Below are 14526 nucleotides of genomic sequence, written 5' to 3'. Positions count from 1 at the left end.
ACTCAGCGTTGTCCGGGATGGCAGGCGGCGCGATAGTCCTGCACCGCTCGGCGAGCCGCCTGCCAGTCCGGCCACTCCTGCTGATGGGCGTCGCGGAACGCGGCCCACTCGGCCCGGCGTTGCTCCTTCGGCAGCGCGCGCACCTTCTGCAACTCGGCGGCGAAGTCCGGGTGGTTGCTCAGGAACGCGGCGGTCTTGGGGGCGGAATCCGCCATGGCCTGGGCACGTGCCGCCGGGCCGCACTGGATCGGATCCGCGGCTGCGGTTGCCGGCAGGATGGCGGCCAGCGCGGCCGCGGCTGCGATCGCCGGTAGGGCGATCCGGGTGACGGTAACCGGGCGCTTCATCGGGACTCCTTCGATCGGGGATCGGACGTCTCCGAGTCTTGCCGCTGGAACTGAAGATCGGCTGAAGGAGTGACCGGCAGCCACAGCCGGAACGCCGCACCCGTCCCGGCCGGCGGGTCGACGCAGCTCAACTCGCCGCCGTGGGCGCGGGCGAGGCCGCGCGCGATCGCCAAGCCGAGCCCGGACCCGTCCGGGTTGCGTTCGCGAGCAGTGTCGAGGCGGACCAGACGGTCGAAGATCCGGTCCCGTTCCGCGGCCGGCACCCCGGGACCGTTGTCGGTCACCAGGACCTCGGCGCCGGACGACGCCACCCGCACGGTCAGATCGACGCGGCCGTTCGGTCCCGCCGCCTGGGCCGCGTTCTCCACCAGGTTCGCCAACACCTGGCTGGTCCGCTCCGGGTCCGCGACCACCGGTGCCGCGTCGCCGGCGAGCCCGACCTGCAGCTGCGGGTAGGCCACCCGGGCACGTTCCCGCTGCACCGCGGCCAGCTCGTGCAGATCGGTCGGCACGGCGCGCAGGCTCAGGCCGGCGTCGATCCGGGCCAGCTCCAGCATGTCGTCGACCAGTCGGCCGGCCCGCCGGGCCTCGCGTACCAGCAGCAGCTGCATCCGTTGCCGTTGTTCCGGATCGCTGTCCACCGGTTGGTGCAGCGCCGCTTCGGCGATCGCTGCGATTCCGGTGATCGGGGTACGCAGCTCGTGCGCCGCGTCGCCGACAAACCGGCGGATGCGCTGCTCGGACGCCTGCGCCCGCGCTTCGGCACCCTCGAGGGCATCCAGCATCGCATTGAACGCGGTTGCGGCGCGGGCGAGTTCGGTGCCGGTGCCGGCCGGCGCGAGTCGTTCGCCGCGTCGCCCGGCGGTGATCGAGCGGGCCAGGGTGGTCATCGTGTCCAGTGGCGCGAGCGCCCGACCCACCGCAAACGGCAGCGCCAGCAGGCCGATCAGCACGGCGGCGAGCGTGGTGAGCACCAGCGCCCGCCGCACCTTGACCCGCACTCCGGTCAGCAGCGTGCCGTCCAACTGCAAGGTGAGCTCGGCCCCGTTCAGCTCGCCCGGCCCGGTCAGTCGCGCCTGTCGGGTGCGGACGTCACCGGCCGGCCCGCCGGCGCGGGGCAGCAGGCCCAGCGTCCGCCCGTCGGCGAGGGTCAGCCGCGCCCGGACCGACCGGTTGTCCACCCGGGCCAGCAGCTCGGGCGGGCTGGTCCCGGCCGCCGCCAACTCCTCGGCCAGTTGCATCCGGTCGCTGAGCACAGCGTTCTGCACCCGGGTCCCGGCGACGCCGAGCACCCCACCGATCACCACCGCGAGCACCAGCAGCGCGACGGCGAGCGTCGCGGCGGCGGTGGCCACGACCCGGGTGCGCAGCGACACCCGATGCGGCGAGCGCAGACCCCGAGCCGCCCGGCTCATGGCTCCTGCACGCGGTAGCCGAGTCCGCGCACGGTGTGCAGCAGCCGCGGACCGTGCGTCTCCAGCTTGCGGCGCAGTCCGGAGACGAACACCTCGACCAGGTTGGGGTCGGCGTCCGGATCGTCCCAGACGGCGGCCAGGATCTGTGTCTTGGTCAGCACCTTCCCGCGGTGCCGGGCCAGATAGTGCAGCAGCTCGAACTCGGTCGCGGTCAGCGAGATCGGCGTTCCGGCCCGCTCGACCGAGCCGCGGTCCGGGTCGACGATCAGGTCGTCGACCACGACGGTGGTCTGCACCCGGCCCATCCGGCGCAGCAGCGCATCCACCCGGGCGACCAGCTCCGCCAGCACGAACGGTTTGGTCACGTAGTCGTCCGCGCCGCCCCGCAGGCCGCGCAGCCGGTCGTCCACTCCGTCGCGCGCGGTGAGCATGACGACGCCGGCGTCGGATCGCGCGCGCACCGCGGCCAGCAGCGCGAACCCGTCCCGGCCCGGAAGCAGCACGTCCAGCACCACCACGTCCGGCCGGAACCGCTGCAGATCGGTCTCCAGCCGGGCACCGCCCGGCCGGGCCAGCACCCGGTGGCCGGCCTCGGTCAGCCCGGACTCGACGGCAACCCGGATCGCCTCCGCGTCCTCGACGACCAGCACGCTTGCGCCCTGCACGCCGCCATTCTCCGGTACCGGCCGATCGATGCCGGTACCGTTGCCGAAAAGGGAGGCGTCTCCGATGACCGCTCACATCACCGCTACCCCGACCGGCGTGACCACGACAGCCCGGCTGTGCACGCTCTGCGAGGCACACTGCGGAATCCTGGTCACCACCGAGCGCGATCAGGTCGTTCGGATCGAGGGCAATCCCGACGACGTGTTATCGCACGGCTACATCTGCCCGAAGGCGACCGCGATGGGTGGGTTGCACCACGACCCGGACCGGCTGCGGCAGCCGATGCGCCGGGTCGGCGACCGGTTCGAGCCGATCGACTGGGACACCGCGTTCGCCGAGATCGGTCGGCGCTTGCGGGCGATTCGCGCGGAGCACGGCAACGACGCGGTCGCGCTGTATCTGGGCAATCCGGCGGCACACAGCTCGTCGGTGATCTACGGCGGGTTGCTGCGCGCGGTGCTGCTGACCAAGAACTTCTACTCGGCGTCGTCGATCGATCAGTTCCCGCAGGAATTCGCGGCCTGGCGGATGTTCGGCTCCAACGTGCTGATGCCCGTGCTCGACATCGACCGGACCGATCGGCTGGTGATCCTCGGCGCCAACCCGGCCGTGTCCAACGGGTCGATCAGCACCATGCCCGGGGCCAAGAACCGGATCCGCGACGTCCGTCGCCGCGGCGGCACGGTCGTGGTGATCGACCCGCGATGCACCGAGACCGCCCGGCTGGCCGACGAACACGTGTCGGTCATCCCGGGTGGCGACGTCTACCTGCTGCTCGGCATGCTGCACACCCTGTTCGCCGAGGGGCTGTGCGACGAGGCGACGCTGCGCCGGCAATGCGCCGGTCGGGCCGAGTTGGCCGGATTGGTCGCCGCCGCCACCCCGGAGTCGATGGCTCCCCTGGCCGGGGTCGCCGCCGACACCATCCGGCGGCTCGCGCGAGAGCACGCCGCGGCGCCGTCGGCGGTGTTGTATGCCCGGATCGGGGTGTGCCAGCAAACCAACGGCACGCTGACCCATTGGTTGGTGAACACGGTCAACGCGGTGACCGGGAATCTGGATCGGCCGGGTGGGCAGATGTTCGCCACGCCGCCGGTCGACGCCGCCCGATACGCCAAGTACCTCCCGGTCGCCTACGGGGCGTGGACCGATCGGAGCGGGCGGCACAAGTCCTTCCGGTCCGAGCTGCCGGTGGCCGCGCTGGCGGACGAGATCCTGACCCCGGGCAAAGGGCAGATCCGGGCGCTGATCACCTACGCGGGCAATCCGGTGTTGTCCACCCCGCAGCGCGGCCGGCTCGGCGCGGCGCTGGAGTCGTTGGATTTCTGCGTATCGGTGGACATGTACCTGACCGAGACCAGTCGGCACGCCGACATCGTGCTGCCGCCGATCTCCCCGCTGGAGCGGTCGGATGTCAACCTGTTGTTCCCGATCTTCAGTGTGCGCAACAACATCCGTTACGACGAGCGGGTATTCGAGCCGGCCGCGGACGGGCTGGAGGACTGGCAGATCCTGGCCCGGATGGTCACCGAGATGTTGCCGCTGCCGGTGCGCGCGGTGAGCGGGCGCGCGGCGAACGCGGTGTTCGGTCGGCTGAGCCCGACCCGACTGGCCGCGGCGGCGATCGCTGCCGGTCCGTACGGGGTGCTGCGCAAGGGGCCGTGGGGGCTGACCGTCGGCAAGGTCCGGGCCACCCCGGGTGGGGTCGATCTGGGACCGTTGCAGCCGCGGCTGAACAAGCTGATCGGCACCCGCGACCGTAAGGTGGCGCTGGCCCCGACCGATTTCGTCACCGCGGCGCGGCAGTTGTTGGCCTCGGTCGACGAGGCCACCGCCGACGGCTTCGATCTGACCTTGATCGGCCGTCGGCACCTGCGCAGCAACAACTCCTGGCTGCACAACGTGCCCGCGATGGTGAAGGGCCGGGACCGGTGCACCGCGTTGTTGCATCCGGCCGAAGCGGCGGCGCGCGGCCTGGCCGACGGCGATCCGGTCACCGTGACGTCGGCGACCGGCTCGATCGTGGTGCCGGTGGAGGTGAGCGACGAGATCCGCCGGGGCGTGGTCGCGGTGCCGCACGGGTGGGGCCATCAGGAACCCGGCGTCGGCTGGTCGGTGGCGGCGGCGTTGCCCGGCGCCAACGTGAACCTGCTGCACGACCCGGCTCGGACCGATGCATTCACCGGTACCGCCGCGGTGAACGGCACGCGGGTGCGGGTCGAAGCGGTCCGGCCGGAATCAGGGCAACCGGCGGCGGATCTCGAACGCCAGGCACAGCTCGGCGACGTCGCGCGGGCGGGCCAGCGAGCGGCCGGTGTGCTGCTCGAATCGGTGCAGGCGGTGCCGAACGGTGTTGGGATGCACGAAGATCGCGGCGGCCGCGGCTGAGGTGGAACCGTCCGCGTCCAGCCACGCGGTGAACGTCTCCAGCAGCACGGCACGCTCGTCGGCCGGTAGTTCGTCCAGCCCGCCGAGCACGTTCGTGCCGACCCGGCGCATCAGCTCCGGTGCGCTCACCGCAGCCAGCGCGAGCGGACTGTCGTCGAAGACCCGCACCGGGTCGTCGTCCGGGGCGGCGCCGACCAGGGCGATTCGGGCCAGCCGCAGCGCCTCGCCGGTATCGGCCAGATCGTGGAACGGCGGGCTCACCCCGACCGCTGCCACGGCGACGCCACGCAGCACCCGGAGCAGTTCGTCGCGTCCCGGTCCGGTGACGACGACGATGCCCACCTGCTGTTCCGGCAGGAGCCGCCAGGCCGATCGGATGTCGTGGGCATCGAGCCGACTTTCGATGTCGCTCAGGCTGGCCCGCCCGATCTCCCGGAGCTGCGCGGCGACGACCACGAACGATCCGGTGGTCGGTAAGCGCAGCAGGTCGGCTGCTTCCCAGAGGCTGCCGGTGTCGGTGATCCGGCCCAGCAACACCGCCTCGACCAGGGCCGATCGATCCTGCTCCCGACTCAGGAACAGCTGGGTCGACTGCTCGCGGTAGGCGTCGATCATCGCCCGGGTGAACGAATCCTGCGCCGCCATGACGTACGATGTCGCGTCCAGGATCGCCGCGCACGGAACCCCCGCCCGTCGCCCTTCGGCGAGGGTGGCCTGCCACATGAACCCGAAACCGATCCGGTACGCCGAGGTCACTGCGGTCAGCGGGACGCCGGCGCGGGCTCGTCGGATGCCGGTTGCCGCGGCCGCCGACACATCCGGTTCGGGCCTGTTGCCGGCGAGTTGCTCGGTCAGCGAACCGAAGACGTAGCGGATGTTGTCCACACAGCTGTACCGCACCTCGTCCGGGCTGATCACCGCGACGTTGGCGCGATAGAAGTCGATCTGGCGGCGGAGTAGCTCGGCCATCTCGCCGCCCAGCTCGTCCGCGCGCGCCAGCATGGTCGCGGCGAGCGCCACGACGCTCGGATCCGGCGCAGTGGACACCGGCCAACCCTATCCGCGCTCGGCGATCCAGTGTGGCCGGGCACATCGAAAACGACCGGACGTTGTTCCGAGCACCATGGCCACCGATCGTGATTCGGGCCACGATGGAAGTACCTCCCCGAACTCGTCCGAACAGAAGGTGCATCGCATGCCCAGCCTCAGTCTCAGTCTCGTATCCGCCGCACAAGATCGACCGGATCATGCCGCGCTCCGGTGCGGCGACGCGGAGCTGTCGTATGCGGAATTCGACGACGCGGCCCGCCGGGTGGCGACCCTGCTGGAACGCGCCGGCGTCGAGCCGGGCGATCGGATCGGGGTGATGCTGCCGAACACCATCGCCTTCGCCGTCGTCTTCTACGGGATCATGCATCGCGGCGCGATCGCGGTGCCGATGAACCCGCTGCTCAAGGGGCGGGAGGTGGAGTTCTACCTCGCCAACACGAGCGCCACCGGGCTGGTCGCGACGCCGGCGTTCGCCGAGGCAGCCCAAGCCGGTGCGGATGCGGCGGGTACCTGGATCCGGTTGCTCGACGACGCGTCGTTGACCGACCTGCTGGCCGACATCCCGCCGCAGGCCGAGCCGGTGTCGCGGGCCGACGACGACACGGCGGTGGTATTGCATACCTCGGGCACGACCGGCAAGCCGAAGGGGGCCGAGCTGACCCACGGCGGTCTGGCGCGCAACGCCGAGGTGACCGTGCGGACCCTGATGCACGTCCACGACGACGACGTGGTGATGGGTTGTCTGCCGTTGTTCCATGTGTTCGGTCTGACCTGTGGGCTGAACGGCGCGATCACCGCGGGCGCGACGCTCACCTTGATCCCGCGATTCGAGCCGAACGCCGTGATGGCCGCGATCGAGCGGGATCGGGTGACCGTGTTCGAGGGCGTCCCCACGATGTACTCGGCGCTGCTCGCGGTGGCCGATCAGTACCCGCCGGAGACCACGGCGTCGCTGCGGTTGTGCGTCTCCGGCGGTTCGGCGATGCCGCTGCAGGTGCTGGCCGACTTCGAGAAGGCTTTCAACGCAACGATCTTGGAGGGCTACGGGCTGTCCGAGACCTCGCCGGTCGCGTGCTTCAACCACCCGGATCGCGAGCGCAAGCCGGGCAGCATCGGTACGCCGATCGAGGGCGTACAGATGCGGGTGGTCGGCTCGGACGGCAACGAGCTCGCCCCGGGCGAGCCCGGCGAGATCCAGATCCGCGGGCACAACGTGATGAAGGGCTACTGGAACCTGCCCGACGCCACCGCGGCGGCCATCTCGCCGGACGGTTGGTTTTCCACCGGCGACATCGGCACGGTCGACGACGACGGCTACTTCCGGATCGTCGACCGGAAGAAGGAAATGATCATCCGGGGCGGCCTCAACGTCTACCCCCGGGAGATCGAGGAAGTGCTCTACGAGCATCCCGCGGTCGCCGAGGCCGCCGTCGTCGGGATGCCCGACGACAAGCTCGGTGAGGAGGTCGGCGCCGCGGTTGCGTTGACCGCGGGTGCCAGCGTGGAGCCGGACGAACTGCGCGACTACGTCAAAGCGCGGGTCGCCGCCTACAAGTACCCCCGCCGAGTCTGGATTCTCGACAGTCTGCCCAAGGGGCCGACCGGCAAGATCCTGCGCCGGGAGATCGTCGTTCCTGCTACCGAAAGCGCCTGACCGCCATGCCTACCCATCATGACGACCTCGAAGAATTCGCCGCCCCGCTGGATCTGCTGCTGGTGAACTCCACCCGCGGCTTCGTCGGTCGGATGCTGCCCAACGACTCGTGGACCCGCTTCGGTGCGAGCCTGGCCCGGCAGCCGCGCGTGGTCGCCGGCAAGCTGGCCGGGCTCACCGGCGAACTGGTCGGGATCGCCGCCGGCACCTCCGGCCGGCAACCGCAGCGGTCGGACAAGCGGTTCGCCGATCCGGCCTGGCAGGGCAACCCACTGATGCATCGCGCGATGCAGGCCTACCTGGCCGCCACCGACACCGCGGAGGAGCTGTTCGCCACCGCCGAGGTGGACTGGCGGGACCGGGACAAGATGCGGTTCGTCTTCGACAACGTGATCGAAGGCCTGTCCCCGAGCAACAACCCGTTGCTGTCGCCGCTGGGCTGGAAAGCGCTGATCGATACCGGCGGGATGAGCGCGGTGCGCGGGGCGCGGGCGTTCGCCCGGGACATGGCGAGTAAGCCGCGGGTGCCGGCGATGGTCGAACCGGACGCCTTCGCGGTCGGTGAGACGCTGGCGGTCACCACCGGGGCGGTCGTGTTGCAGACGCCGATGTTCGAGCTGATCCAATACAGTCCGCAGACGCCGACCGTGCGGCAGATCCCGCTGCTGATGGTGCCACCGGTGATCAACAAGTACTACGTGATGGACATCGCGCCGGGCCGCAGCATGATCGAGTACTTCGTCCGGCAGGGCCAGCAGGTGTTCGCCATCTCCTGGCGCAATCCGCAGGCGCGGCACCGGGACTGGGGTTTCGACGCGTACGGCGAGTCGATCGTCGCGGCGATCGACGCGGTCCGGTCGATCGCCGGCACGCCGAGCACCCACGTGTTGGCCACCTGCTCCGGCGGGATCTTGGCGGCCATGGTCGCGGCGCACCTGACGGCCGTCGAACAGGCGGACAAGATCGCCGGCTTGACCCTGGCGGTGACCGTGCTGGATCAGGAGCGGGCCGGGCTCGCGTCCGCGGCGATGAGCGAGCGATCCGCGCATGCGGCGATCGCCTCGTCGGCCCGCAAGGGCTATCTGGACGGGCGGTCGATGGCGGAGATGTTCGCCTGGCTGCGTCCGACCGACCTGGTCTGGCGGTACTGGGTGAACAACTATGTGCAGGGCAAGCCGCCGGCCGCGTTCGACGTGCTGTTCTGGAATGCCGATACCACTCGGATGACCGCGGCGCTGCACCGCGACATGGTGCTGTCCGGGCTGCACAACTCGCTCACCGAGCCGGGTTCGATAAGCATGTTGGGTACCCCGGTCGACCTCGGCACGGTCACCACCGACAGCTATGTGGTGGGCGGTATCGCCGACCACATCTGCCCGTGGCAGGCGACCTACCGCAGCGCGCAGCTACTCGGTAGCAAGGACGCGACCTACGTCCTGTCCTCCAGTGGACATATCGCGTCGTTGGTGAACCCGCCGGGCAACCCCCGTGCCTCCTTCCGCGCCGGACCGGTGGACGAGCGGGATGCCGCGGAGTGGCTGGCGAGTACCGAGAAGTCGAAGGACTCGTGGTGGCCGCACTATGTCGCCTGGCTGGCCGAGCGGAGCGGGCCCGAGGTCGATGCCCCGATGATGCTCGGCGGCGAGGGCTTCCTGCCGCTTGCGCCGGCACCGGGCAGCTACGTGCACGAGCAATGAGGACGATCATGGCAACCCATCTCGCCGATCCCGCCGACCTGTTCGCCGACACCACCGGCGATCACCAATGGATCCACGTCGACCCGGCCCGGGCCGCCGGTGGCCGGCCGGCCTGCGTCGCCGACGTCGTGGTGCGGTACCGGTGAGCGAGCGGTATCTGGCCGTCGCCGGTCAACGAGTTCGGGTGCACGTCCGATTCGGGGTCGGCGACGCCCCGAACCCGGTTCCGTTGGTGCTGTGCAACGGGATCGGCGCCAGCTACGAGGTGCTCGACCCGTTGGTCGACGCGTTGGATCCGGCCCGGACGGTGATCCGGTTCGACGTGCCCGGGGTGGGCGGCTCACCGGTATCGCCACTGCCGTACGGGTTCCCGTACCTGGCGTGGGCGTTGGGTCGGGCGCTGTCCCGGGCGGGGGTGGACGTGCTGGACATCCTCGGCCTGTCCTGGGGCGGCGCGCTGGCTCAGCAGTTCGCCTTCCAGAATCCGCGGCGGTGCCGGAAGCTGGTGCTCGTGTCCACCGGTACCGGCGCGATCATGGTGCCCGGGAATCCTCGGGTGCTGGCGAAGATGGTCACGCCCCGGCGGTTCCGGGATCCGGCATACGCGGCCGAGATCGCCGGCGAGCTGTACGGTGGCTCCGTCCGTGGGCGTGGCGCCGAGGTCGCGACGATCATGCAGAAGCAGCTGCACGGGGCGTCCAAGGTGGGGTACCTGCATCAGCTGCTCGCCGGATCGGTCTGGACCAGCCTGTTCGCCTTGCCGTTGATCCGGCAGGACACCCTGATCGTCGCCGGCACCGACGATCCGATCATCCCGATGGCGAACGCCCGCATCATGAGTCGGCTGCTGCCGCGCGCAACCGTGCACGCCCACGCGGGTGGACACATCGACCTGGTCACCAACGCGGACGAGCTCGCGCCGGTGATCGATCAGTTCCTCGACGACCCTGGAGAGCAGCCATGACCACCATCCCCGCCCCGGAGACCGAATCGACCGACATCGACCCGGTTCCCGATCTGGCGGACGCAGTGACCGACTTCTACCACTACGAGCAGCTGCTCGACGCCGACGAGCGGGACCTGCTGCACCGGGTGCGGGACTTCATGCGTACCGAGGTGCACCCGCTGTTGCTCGAATACTGGTCGCGAGCGGAGTTTCCGCAGCAGATCGTGCCCGGGATGGCCGAGCTCGGGCTCGCCGGGCTGCCGTATCAGGGCAACGGCTGCCCCGGCCGCAGCTTCCTGTTGGACGGCATGATCGCGATGGAACTGGCCCGGATCGACTGCTCCGTCGCCACGTTCAACGGGGTGCACGGCGGCCTGGCGATGGGCTCGATCTATCTGTGCGGGTCGGACGAGCAGCGCGAGCGTTTCCTGCCGGCGATGTCGCGCTACGAGAAGATCGGCTCGTTCGGGTTGACCGAGCCGGGCGTCGGGTCCGGCGCGTCCGGCGGGCTGCTCACCACCGCCGAGCGCATCGGCGACGAGTGGATTCTGAACGGGCAGAAGAAGTGGATCGGCAATGCCACGTTCGGCGACCTGACCATCATCTGGGCTCGCGATGTCGCCGACGGGCGGGTCAAGGGTTTCGTGGTGGACAACCACTCCCCCGGATTCGACGTGCAGAAACAGGAGCACAAGTTCGCGTTGCGGATCGTGCAGAACGGGCTGATCACGCTCACCGATGTGCGGGTGTCGGAAGAGGACCGGCTGCAGAACGCGAATTCGTTCGCCGACACTGCCGCAGTGTTGCGGATGACCCGTGCCGGGGTGGCGTGGATGGCGGTCGGCTGTGCGCGCGGCGCCTACGAGAATGCGCTGGCCTACGCGAAGAGCCGGGAGCAGTTCGGCCGCCCGATCGGCGGTTTCCAGCTGGTGCAGGACCTGCTGGTGCGGATGCTCGGCAACAACACCGCGTCCTGGGGACTGTGCGTGCGGCTGTCCCAGCTGCAGGATCAAGGGCTGGCCGAGGATCGGCACTCGTCGCTGGCCAAGGCGATCTGCACCACCCGCATGCGCGACACCGTCGGCTGGGCCCGGGAGTTGATGGGCGGCAACGGAATTCTGCTGGAGCACAACGTGGGCCGGTTCGTCGCCGATGCCGAGGCGATCTATTCCTACGAGGGCACGAGGGAGATGAACACGCTGATCGTCGGGCGCGCGCTGACCGGACAGAGCGCTTTCGTGTAGGAGTTCACGTCGTCGGTACCCGGCGCCGGCACACACGGTCGTGATTACCACTGTTGCCCGACATTGCAGTCCGGCCCGTCTGGTGGGGTGGGGCGTCGGCCCGAAGTCCGCAAGCTTCTTGATCTGGTCTGCAATATCTGGGCCTGCAGTCGAAACTGAGTGCTGTGGGCGGTGGGTGACGCTGTCAACTCCGCCCCTACCTTACGGAAAGCCTGAATGAACGACTCGCCTCGGCCGTGCGCCACCTGCCTGATCTCCGCAGCACGCGCCGAGATCGAGATGCTGATGACCTCGCCGCCCATCTTCCTCGAGTGACCGAGCGACCCGATCGCGGCGATATCGAACTCTTCTACTTTCGCGCCGAACATCTTCTGATCGAAGAAGAGGAGTCGCTGCGTAGTGAGCACGAGCATCCCTTGGTGACTGTTGTACATGCCTTGCGCCAACTCGACTACGCGTTCTTCCACACGGATACACCACGTGAGTGCGGCAGCTTCGCGGGAGCCGAAGAATCGGCCCATCTTTCCGAGTCGATCGAGCGCGACGGCGACTCCCAGATCGTCGACTGTGACGCCAGGCAGGGCCTCGATGATTTCCGATAACACCACGTAGTGCTTGTCGCCCACCATGTCGATCGACCAATCAATCAATGCTGTGCTGTCGGTCTCGGGTCGAATGCCTGCGGTAACGGGCAGTAATGGTAATGCGCACTATGGGGCTGCGTCCCGGCTCGGACAAGGATACCGGGGCGGACACGGACGCATTCGGGGCGACGAATCTGCAAGCGCGTCACGTCGTCGAAGATGGCGACGATATACGGCTGGTCTTTACCGGGAAAAAGGGAGTCGATATCTCGTTACCGGTTACCGACCCCGAAACACGAGATGTCATTCGATCACGTCTGGCAGACAAGTCCGGAGATGATCGTTTGTTCCAAACAAACGAGCAGGGCGCGCGAAACTATCTGCACTCGGTCGCGCCCTTCAAGTTGAAGGATCTGCGGACGTATCACGGCATTGCTGTGGCGGAGCACACTGTCGAGTCCATGGACGCGCCCAAAACCAAACGTGAATTCCAGACAGCCCGTCGCCGAGTCGGGGAAGCCGTTGCAGAATCGCGCAACACTCCGACGATTTTCCGCCGCTGGGAGGACGGCATTGCGTCAGGCAAGGTTTCAAAGTATCGATCGGTAATGCCGTGCCGGTCCCGATTGCTCAACGAAGGGGCTGCGGTCGCGCTGGGCTGCGCATGAGATTACAGCAGTTCGTCGGGGTCCTCGTCCGGATGATCGGCAATGATCGGCAGACCATAGGCGTCCAGCTCGGCCCCTTCGGGCAGTTCCGGGGCGTACGTGGTCTGACTCTGGTATCTGCGTATCGCGGCTTTTTGCTCTTCTCGCGTCAACGACATGGTACTAGTATAGTGCTTTTACGTGCGAAGTGTGGGAGATCCCCGATAGCCTGTGCGTGCGGAAAGAACCGTCTGAAGACTGCAAACGGTGCGCATGTCCTCGTGTAGGTGCCGCCACGGTTCGCCTTTGCGTCCAGCATCGCTCTCCATCCGGAAGTTGTAGACAGGTCCGAGAAACGTGTCGGTGGGTCGTGATGCAATAGGTATATGACCGCAGCCAGTGCTTTTGCTCCCGGTATCGGGTTTGGTGTTGGTTCTGCGCGGGTGGTGTTGGCGGGGTTGCGGGCCAACCGGGCGGCGGCGGAGCGGGTCGCGGTGGAGCGGGCCGAGTTGACGGTCGAGTGGTGTCGTTGGCATGCGCCGGTGGGTGATAGCGAGGTGGATCGGTTCGGGGTGGGGTGGGTCACCCCGGGTGGTGCGGGTTCGCCGGAGGTGGGCGAGGCTGCGGTTGCGGAGTTGGCGGTCGCGTTGCGGCATTCGACCGAGTCCGGGATGTCGTATGTCGGGGCGGTGCTCGAAGTCTGCTATCGGTTGCCGCGTCTGTGGGAACGAGTCAAGGCCGGGCAGACGCCGTGGTGGCGAGCGCGGCGGATCGCCGATGCCACTATCGGCTTGTCGCTGGAGGCGGCCGCGTTTGTCGACGAGCGGCTCGCCGCCTGTGCGGGGACGGTGTCGTGGGCGCAGTTGGATCGGTTGGTCGAGGAAGCCCGGATCCTGGCCGACCCGGACGCTGCGAAAGAAGAGCTCGCCATTGATACCCGCAGGGTGGAGATCGACACCCGCACGGTGAGTTTGACCGGCACGGTCCGGATCGAGGGCGAGTTGGATTTGACCGATGCGGTGGACCTGAACCACGCCCTGTCCGATATCGCCGACGATTTGGCGGCCTGTGGCAGCACCGACAGCCTGGATGCGCGGCGCTCGACCGCGTTGGGTGAACTCGCGCGCCGGCAACCCGGGTTGCCGTTCGACGCAGCAGAACCCACACCAGAACCCGTAGCGGCAGAGCCGTCGCGGGAGCCGGTCCCGTCGCTGGCGGAGATGGCTGTGGCGGCACCGGCTGCGTTGCGCCGTCGCAGGCCGCGTGATGTTCAGTTGCATGTGTATATCAGTGCTGATCAGCTCGCCGGTTCCGGTGGCCCCCTGGGCCGGGTCGACTCCCCGTCACCGACCCCGGTGAGTATCGAGGCGATCCGGGCTTGGTGCGGCAGCCCGGACGCGAACGTGACCGTCCGGCCGGTGCTGGACCTGGCCGGGCATGTCCAGACCGATGCGTATCAGATCCCGGACCGGCTGCGCGAACAGGTCGTGCAGACCAGCAACACGTGTGTGTTCCCGTACTGCAACCGCCCCGCCCGCGGCTGCGACCTCGACCACACCCACCCGCATGATCAGGGCGGAGCCACCAGCAGCGACAACCTCGCCCCACTCTGCCGAAAACACCACCGGCTCAAAGGAAACCGCGGTTGGCGCTACCGGCGCCTGACCCCCGGTGCTTATCTCTGGGCCACGCCCGCCGGTGGGATCTACCTGCGCGACGGCACCGGCACCATCGACCTCACCCCACCCGGCAACCCCCCGCCCCGACCACCAGATTCTCCTGTGCTCCATCGAGTGGGTCGGCCGCCGCCCGCACCGGACGACGAACCGCCACCCTTCTGAATCAGCCCGACACCGGCACCCCGCTCCACCCGGCGGGGCCACCGGCA

Annotated in this window: 14 protein-coding genes and 1 pseudogene; 9 read left to right on the top strand and 6 right to left on the bottom strand. The window is 68.8% G+C overall.

The window, feature by feature from the left end:
• Positions 1 to 2: 2 nt before the first annotated feature.
• The 3 genes from KV203_RS19055 to KV203_RS19045 are packed head-to-tail and all read right to left on the bottom strand — an operon-like array spanning position 3 to position 2427.
• Entirely contained in the window at positions 3 to 347 is a 345-nt protein-coding gene (locus KV203_RS19055; RefSeq protein WP_066473475.1) for a hemophore-related protein, read from the bottom strand.
• Complete coding sequence (locus KV203_RS19050) at positions 344 to 1762, bottom strand: sensor histidine kinase (protein WP_083530255.1); 1419 nt, start codon at positions 1760 to 1762, stop codon at positions 344 to 346. Before KV203_RS19050 ends, KV203_RS19055 begins: the two co-directional genes overlap by 4 nt.
• Positions 1759 to 2427: a response regulator transcription factor gene (locus KV203_RS19045; protein WP_066473478.1), complete on the bottom strand. Its 669-nt coding sequence runs from the start codon at positions 2425 to 2427 to the stop codon at positions 1759 to 1761. The genes KV203_RS19050 and KV203_RS19045 overlap by 4 nt, the downstream gene beginning before the upstream one ends.
• Before the next feature lie 64 nt (positions 2428 to 2491).
• Here KV203_RS19045 and KV203_RS19040 point away from each other — a divergent pair, with 64 nt between their 5' ends.
• A complete protein-coding gene (locus KV203_RS19040) occupies positions 2492 to 4816 on the top strand; it encodes a molybdopterin oxidoreductase family protein (protein WP_083530256.1) in 2325 nt (774 codons plus the stop codon).
• Here the strand turns inward: KV203_RS19040 and KV203_RS19870 are convergent.
• Positions 4745 to 5785 (bottom strand): annotated as a pseudogene (locus KV203_RS19870) (PucR family transcriptional regulator); the annotation flags it as partial. The gene KV203_RS19040 and the pseudogene KV203_RS19870 sit on opposite strands and share 72 nt — an antisense overlap.
• A 226-nt stretch (positions 5786 to 6011) precedes the next feature.
• On the opposite strand from KV203_RS19870, the gene KV203_RS19030 reads away from it, so the two are divergent.
• Genes KV203_RS19030 through KV203_RS19015 form a run of 5 tightly spaced genes read left to right on the top strand, consistent with a single transcriptional unit; the run spans position 6012 to position 11407 of the window.
• On the top strand, positions 6012 to 7520 hold the full coding sequence (locus KV203_RS19030; RefSeq protein WP_066473519.1) for a long-chain-fatty-acid--CoA ligase: 1509 nt from the start codon (positions 6012 to 6014) through the stop codon (positions 7518 to 7520).
• A gap of 5 nt (positions 7521 to 7525) precedes the next feature.
• Positions 7526 to 9217 (top strand): PHA/PHB synthase family protein, encoded by a 1692-nt coding sequence (locus tag KV203_RS19025; RefSeq protein ID WP_066473482.1) that lies wholly within the window; start codon positions 7526 to 7528, stop codon positions 9215 to 9217.
• Between the two features lie 8 nt (positions 9218 to 9225).
• On the top strand, positions 9226 to 9363 hold the full coding sequence (locus KV203_RS19865) for a MaoC/PaaZ C-terminal domain-containing protein (protein ID WP_246600296.1): 138 nt from the start codon (positions 9226 to 9228) through the stop codon (positions 9361 to 9363).
• A complete protein-coding gene (locus KV203_RS19020; protein ID WP_246600294.1) occupies positions 9360 to 10181 on the top strand; it encodes an alpha/beta fold hydrolase in 822 nt (273 codons plus the stop codon). The genes KV203_RS19865 and KV203_RS19020 overlap by 4 nt, the downstream gene beginning before the upstream one ends.
• Positions 10178 to 11407, top strand: coding sequence for an acyl-CoA dehydrogenase family protein (locus tag KV203_RS19015; protein WP_083530259.1), 1230 nt, complete (start codon positions 10178 to 10180; stop codon positions 11405 to 11407). Before KV203_RS19020 ends, KV203_RS19015 begins: the two co-directional genes overlap by 4 nt.
• A gap of 44 nt (positions 11408 to 11451) precedes the next feature.
• Here the strand turns inward: KV203_RS19015 and KV203_RS20145 are convergent, their stop codons facing one another.
• Positions 11452 to 11820: a PH domain-containing protein gene (locus tag KV203_RS20145; protein ID WP_373279250.1), complete on the bottom strand. Its 369-nt coding sequence runs from the start codon at positions 11818 to 11820 to the stop codon at positions 11452 to 11454.
• Here KV203_RS20145 and KV203_RS19860 point away from each other — a divergent pair.
• Together KV203_RS19860 and KV203_RS19005 are read left to right on the top strand one after the other, a co-directional pair.
• Positions 11719 to 12009, top strand: a complete 291-nt coding sequence (locus tag KV203_RS19860) for a hypothetical protein (protein WP_246600284.1) — start codon at positions 11719 to 11721, stop codon at positions 12007 to 12009. The genes KV203_RS20145 and KV203_RS19860 overlap by 102 nt on opposite strands.
• Before the next feature lie 110 nt (positions 12010 to 12119).
• Positions 12120 to 12659 carry a hypothetical protein gene (locus tag KV203_RS19005; RefSeq protein ID WP_169797539.1) on the top strand — a complete coding sequence of 180 codons (540 nt, stop codon included), beginning with the start codon at positions 12120 to 12122 and terminating at the stop codon, positions 12657 to 12659.
• A gap of 2 nt (positions 12660 to 12661) precedes the next feature.
• Here the strand turns inward: KV203_RS19005 and KV203_RS19000 are convergent, their stop codons facing one another.
• The gene (locus tag KV203_RS19000; RefSeq protein ID WP_157079915.1) at positions 12662 to 12817 is read right to left on the bottom strand and encodes a hypothetical protein; all 156 of its coding nucleotides are present in this window, start codon (positions 12815 to 12817) and stop codon (positions 12662 to 12664) included.
• A gap of 207 nt (positions 12818 to 13024) precedes the next feature.
• Here KV203_RS19000 and KV203_RS18995 point away from each other — a divergent pair, with 207 nt between their 5' ends.
• Positions 13025 to 14479, top strand: a complete 1455-nt coding sequence (locus KV203_RS18995; RefSeq protein WP_218821005.1) for an HNH endonuclease signature motif containing protein — start codon at positions 13025 to 13027, stop codon at positions 14477 to 14479.
• Positions 14480 to 14526: the final 47 nt, after the last annotated feature.

Source organism: Skermania piniformis, assembly GCF_019285775.1.
GTDB lineage: Bacteria > Actinomycetota > Actinomycetes > Mycobacteriales > Mycobacteriaceae > Skermania > Skermania pinensis.
The sequence above is the reverse complement of the archived record's forward strand: the minus strand, read 5'-3'. Positions and strand labels throughout refer to the sequence as shown.

Bases quoted from the DNA above. Each gene is read 5' to 3' on its own strand.
- KV203_RS19055 (WP_066473475.1), bottom strand. From the start codon at position 347: ATGAAGCGCCCGGTTACCGTCACCCGGATCGCCCTACCGGCGATCGCA.
- KV203_RS19050 (WP_083530255.1), bottom strand. From the start codon at position 1,762: ATGAGCCGGGCGGCTCGGGGTCTGCGCTCGCCGCATCGGGTGTCGCTG.
- KV203_RS19040 (WP_083530256.1), top strand. From the start codon at position 2,492: ATGACCGCTCACATCACCGCTACCCCGACCGGCGTGACCACGACAGCC.
- KV203_RS19030 (WP_066473519.1), top strand. From the start codon at position 6,012: ATGCCCAGCCTCAGTCTCAGTCTCGTATCCGCCGCACAAGATCGACCG.
- KV203_RS19025 (WP_066473482.1), top strand. From the start codon at position 7,526: ATGCCTACCCATCATGACGACCTCGAAGAATTCGCCGCCCCGCTGGAT.
- KV203_RS19865 (WP_246600296.1), top strand. From the start codon at position 9,226: ATGGCAACCCATCTCGCCGATCCCGCCGACCTGTTCGCCGACACCACC.
- KV203_RS19015 (WP_083530259.1), top strand. From the start codon at position 10,178: ATGACCACCATCCCCGCCCCGGAGACCGAATCGACCGACATCGACCCG.
- KV203_RS20145 (WP_373279250.1), bottom strand. From the start codon at position 11,820: ATGCTCGTGCTCACTACGCAGCGACTCCTCTTCTTCGATCAGAAGATG.
- KV203_RS19005 (WP_169797539.1), top strand. From the start codon at position 12,120: ATGGGGCTGCGTCCCGGCTCGGACAAGGATACCGGGGCGGACACGGAC.
- KV203_RS19000 (WP_157079915.1), bottom strand. From the start codon at position 12,817: ATGTCGTTGACGCGAGAAGAGCAAAAAGCCGCGATACGCAGATACCAG.
- KV203_RS18995 (WP_218821005.1), top strand. From the start codon at position 13,025: ATGACCGCAGCCAGTGCTTTTGCTCCCGGTATCGGGTTTGGTGTTGGT.